This window comes from Vibrio sp. 1180_3, from assembly GCF_029478545.1.
Lineage (GTDB): Bacteria > Pseudomonadota > Gammaproteobacteria > Enterobacterales > Vibrionaceae > Vibrio > Vibrio aestuarianus.
In genome coordinates this window covers 1-1,455 of the sequence record NZ_SJFM01000115.1, presented here as the reverse complement: position 1 = coordinate 1,455, position 1,455 = coordinate 1, and the positions used below count along the sequence as shown (strand labels likewise).

Genomic DNA, 1,455 nt, shown 5'->3' with positions numbered 1-1,455 from the left:
GCAGACTTCGTTAAGTTCAAACTCTTCCCGAAAAGTGCCACTGGCGAGATAGTTGAGAAACTGAGACTTGTCCGGTGTGTAGCTAGAAAACCCAAAGCCTTTCCACCCTAAATTCACCGTTTTTCTTGACTCCAGCTAACGCCCAATTAAGGGGTGAACAACGCCTCCACCCAACCTAACGCATTGTGCCATAAACACTAAATTTGAAGTAGAAGCAAAAATGCCAAGCGTTGTGAATCCCTCTTAAATTGCTTGTTAACTCTCTTTTCCTCGGATGCCTTGGATAAAGAATACGTGCCCATACCTATCAGCTCTTTGTTTTGCCTGATAAGTGTCGTTAATTGCAGCACCAATAGCTATAGGGTTTAGTATTAAGGGCGATGGCAAGTTTCCCAAGAAACCTGTCAAAAATGTTTCTGTGATACTCGGCTTAACTTCTGAAGCTAAATCCCAAAGGTCTTTTTGGACTTTGGAAACCAAAGCTTTATCTACAGAAGTTGGGTTGTCGATAGCTGTCTCAAATACCATACTTCTAAAGGCTTCAATGTATTTATCCCCCCTGAGTTCGATGATTTGGTCCCACGATAACTCATCGAAATTTGGTATTAACAAGTCATCCCCAAATAAGTCATGAGTATCAATACTCTGGTGTTGATACTCATGTTCAAGTGCCCGCCCGATTATCGGTGCATAGCTTGACACCAATCCAACTCCCTCGTTTTGGAGTAGTTGATTTACGCCTAAGTCTACAGTTAGATCACCATATAGCTCTTTGGCGTCATCGAATTCATACCCACCCTTACCATGAATTCGTTGTAGCTCCGAGTGACAAAATTCACCAATTCTTTTATGGCAAGATGAATCTACAATTTCAAAAATGTTCTTCTCAAACTTGTCTGCATCAGAGGTAAATTCCCAACAGTCGATAAAGATGTCACAAAACGCCTTGTTTTTTCCGTAAGATCGCCTTTCAGCAAGAGTCTGAGCGGGGTTGATTAGCATAGATACGGCTTCACCTAAACTAGAAGCAATTTCCCCTGGACCTATTCCAATACCACGACGATTAAAAATAATATTGTCGTAAAGAAGAGCATACCTCTTCATCACTCCCTCACGTGAGAGCCCCTCACGATGATAATTCCATATACTTGATAATGATGATGCTACGTACATATATACCTCTGAGAGTTAACGCTGCGTTAAGGGGTGAACAACGCCACCTCCTAGCCTAAACCATTGTGCCGTAAACACTAAAGCTGAACCAAACTGAAAATGCCAAGCGTTGGGAATCCGTCTTAAACGCCTAGTTAGCTGCTGCACTTTCGCTAGCAAAGTAAAACGGACAGCTGTAAAATTAAAACCCAATCCACGAAATGCGCTTGGCAAAGAAGAAATGGCCGAATAAATCACCATTCCTGAGCTCGGTAATTTGCAAAGAATTCTATCGAAAAAGCC

General features: G+C 42.1%; 2 protein-coding genes. Both read right to left on the bottom strand.

Annotation, left to right across the window (positions count from 1 at the left end; translation table 11 throughout):
* Positions 1-255: 255 nt before the first annotated feature.
* Positions 256-1,173, bottom strand: coding sequence for a hypothetical protein (locus EYW48_RS21100; protein ID WP_277433040.1), 918 nt, complete (start codon positions 1,171-1,173; stop codon positions 256-258).
* A gap of 15 nt (positions 1,174-1,188) precedes the next feature.
* The coding region (locus EYW48_RS21095) for a hypothetical protein (RefSeq protein WP_277433039.1) at positions 1,189-1,455 on the bottom strand (267 nt) is incomplete at its 5' end.

Coding starts and splice junctions, on each gene's coding strand:
- EYW48_RS21100 (WP_277433040.1), bottom strand. CDS start 1,173: ATGTACGTAGCATCATCATTATCAAGTATATGGAATTATCATCGTGAG.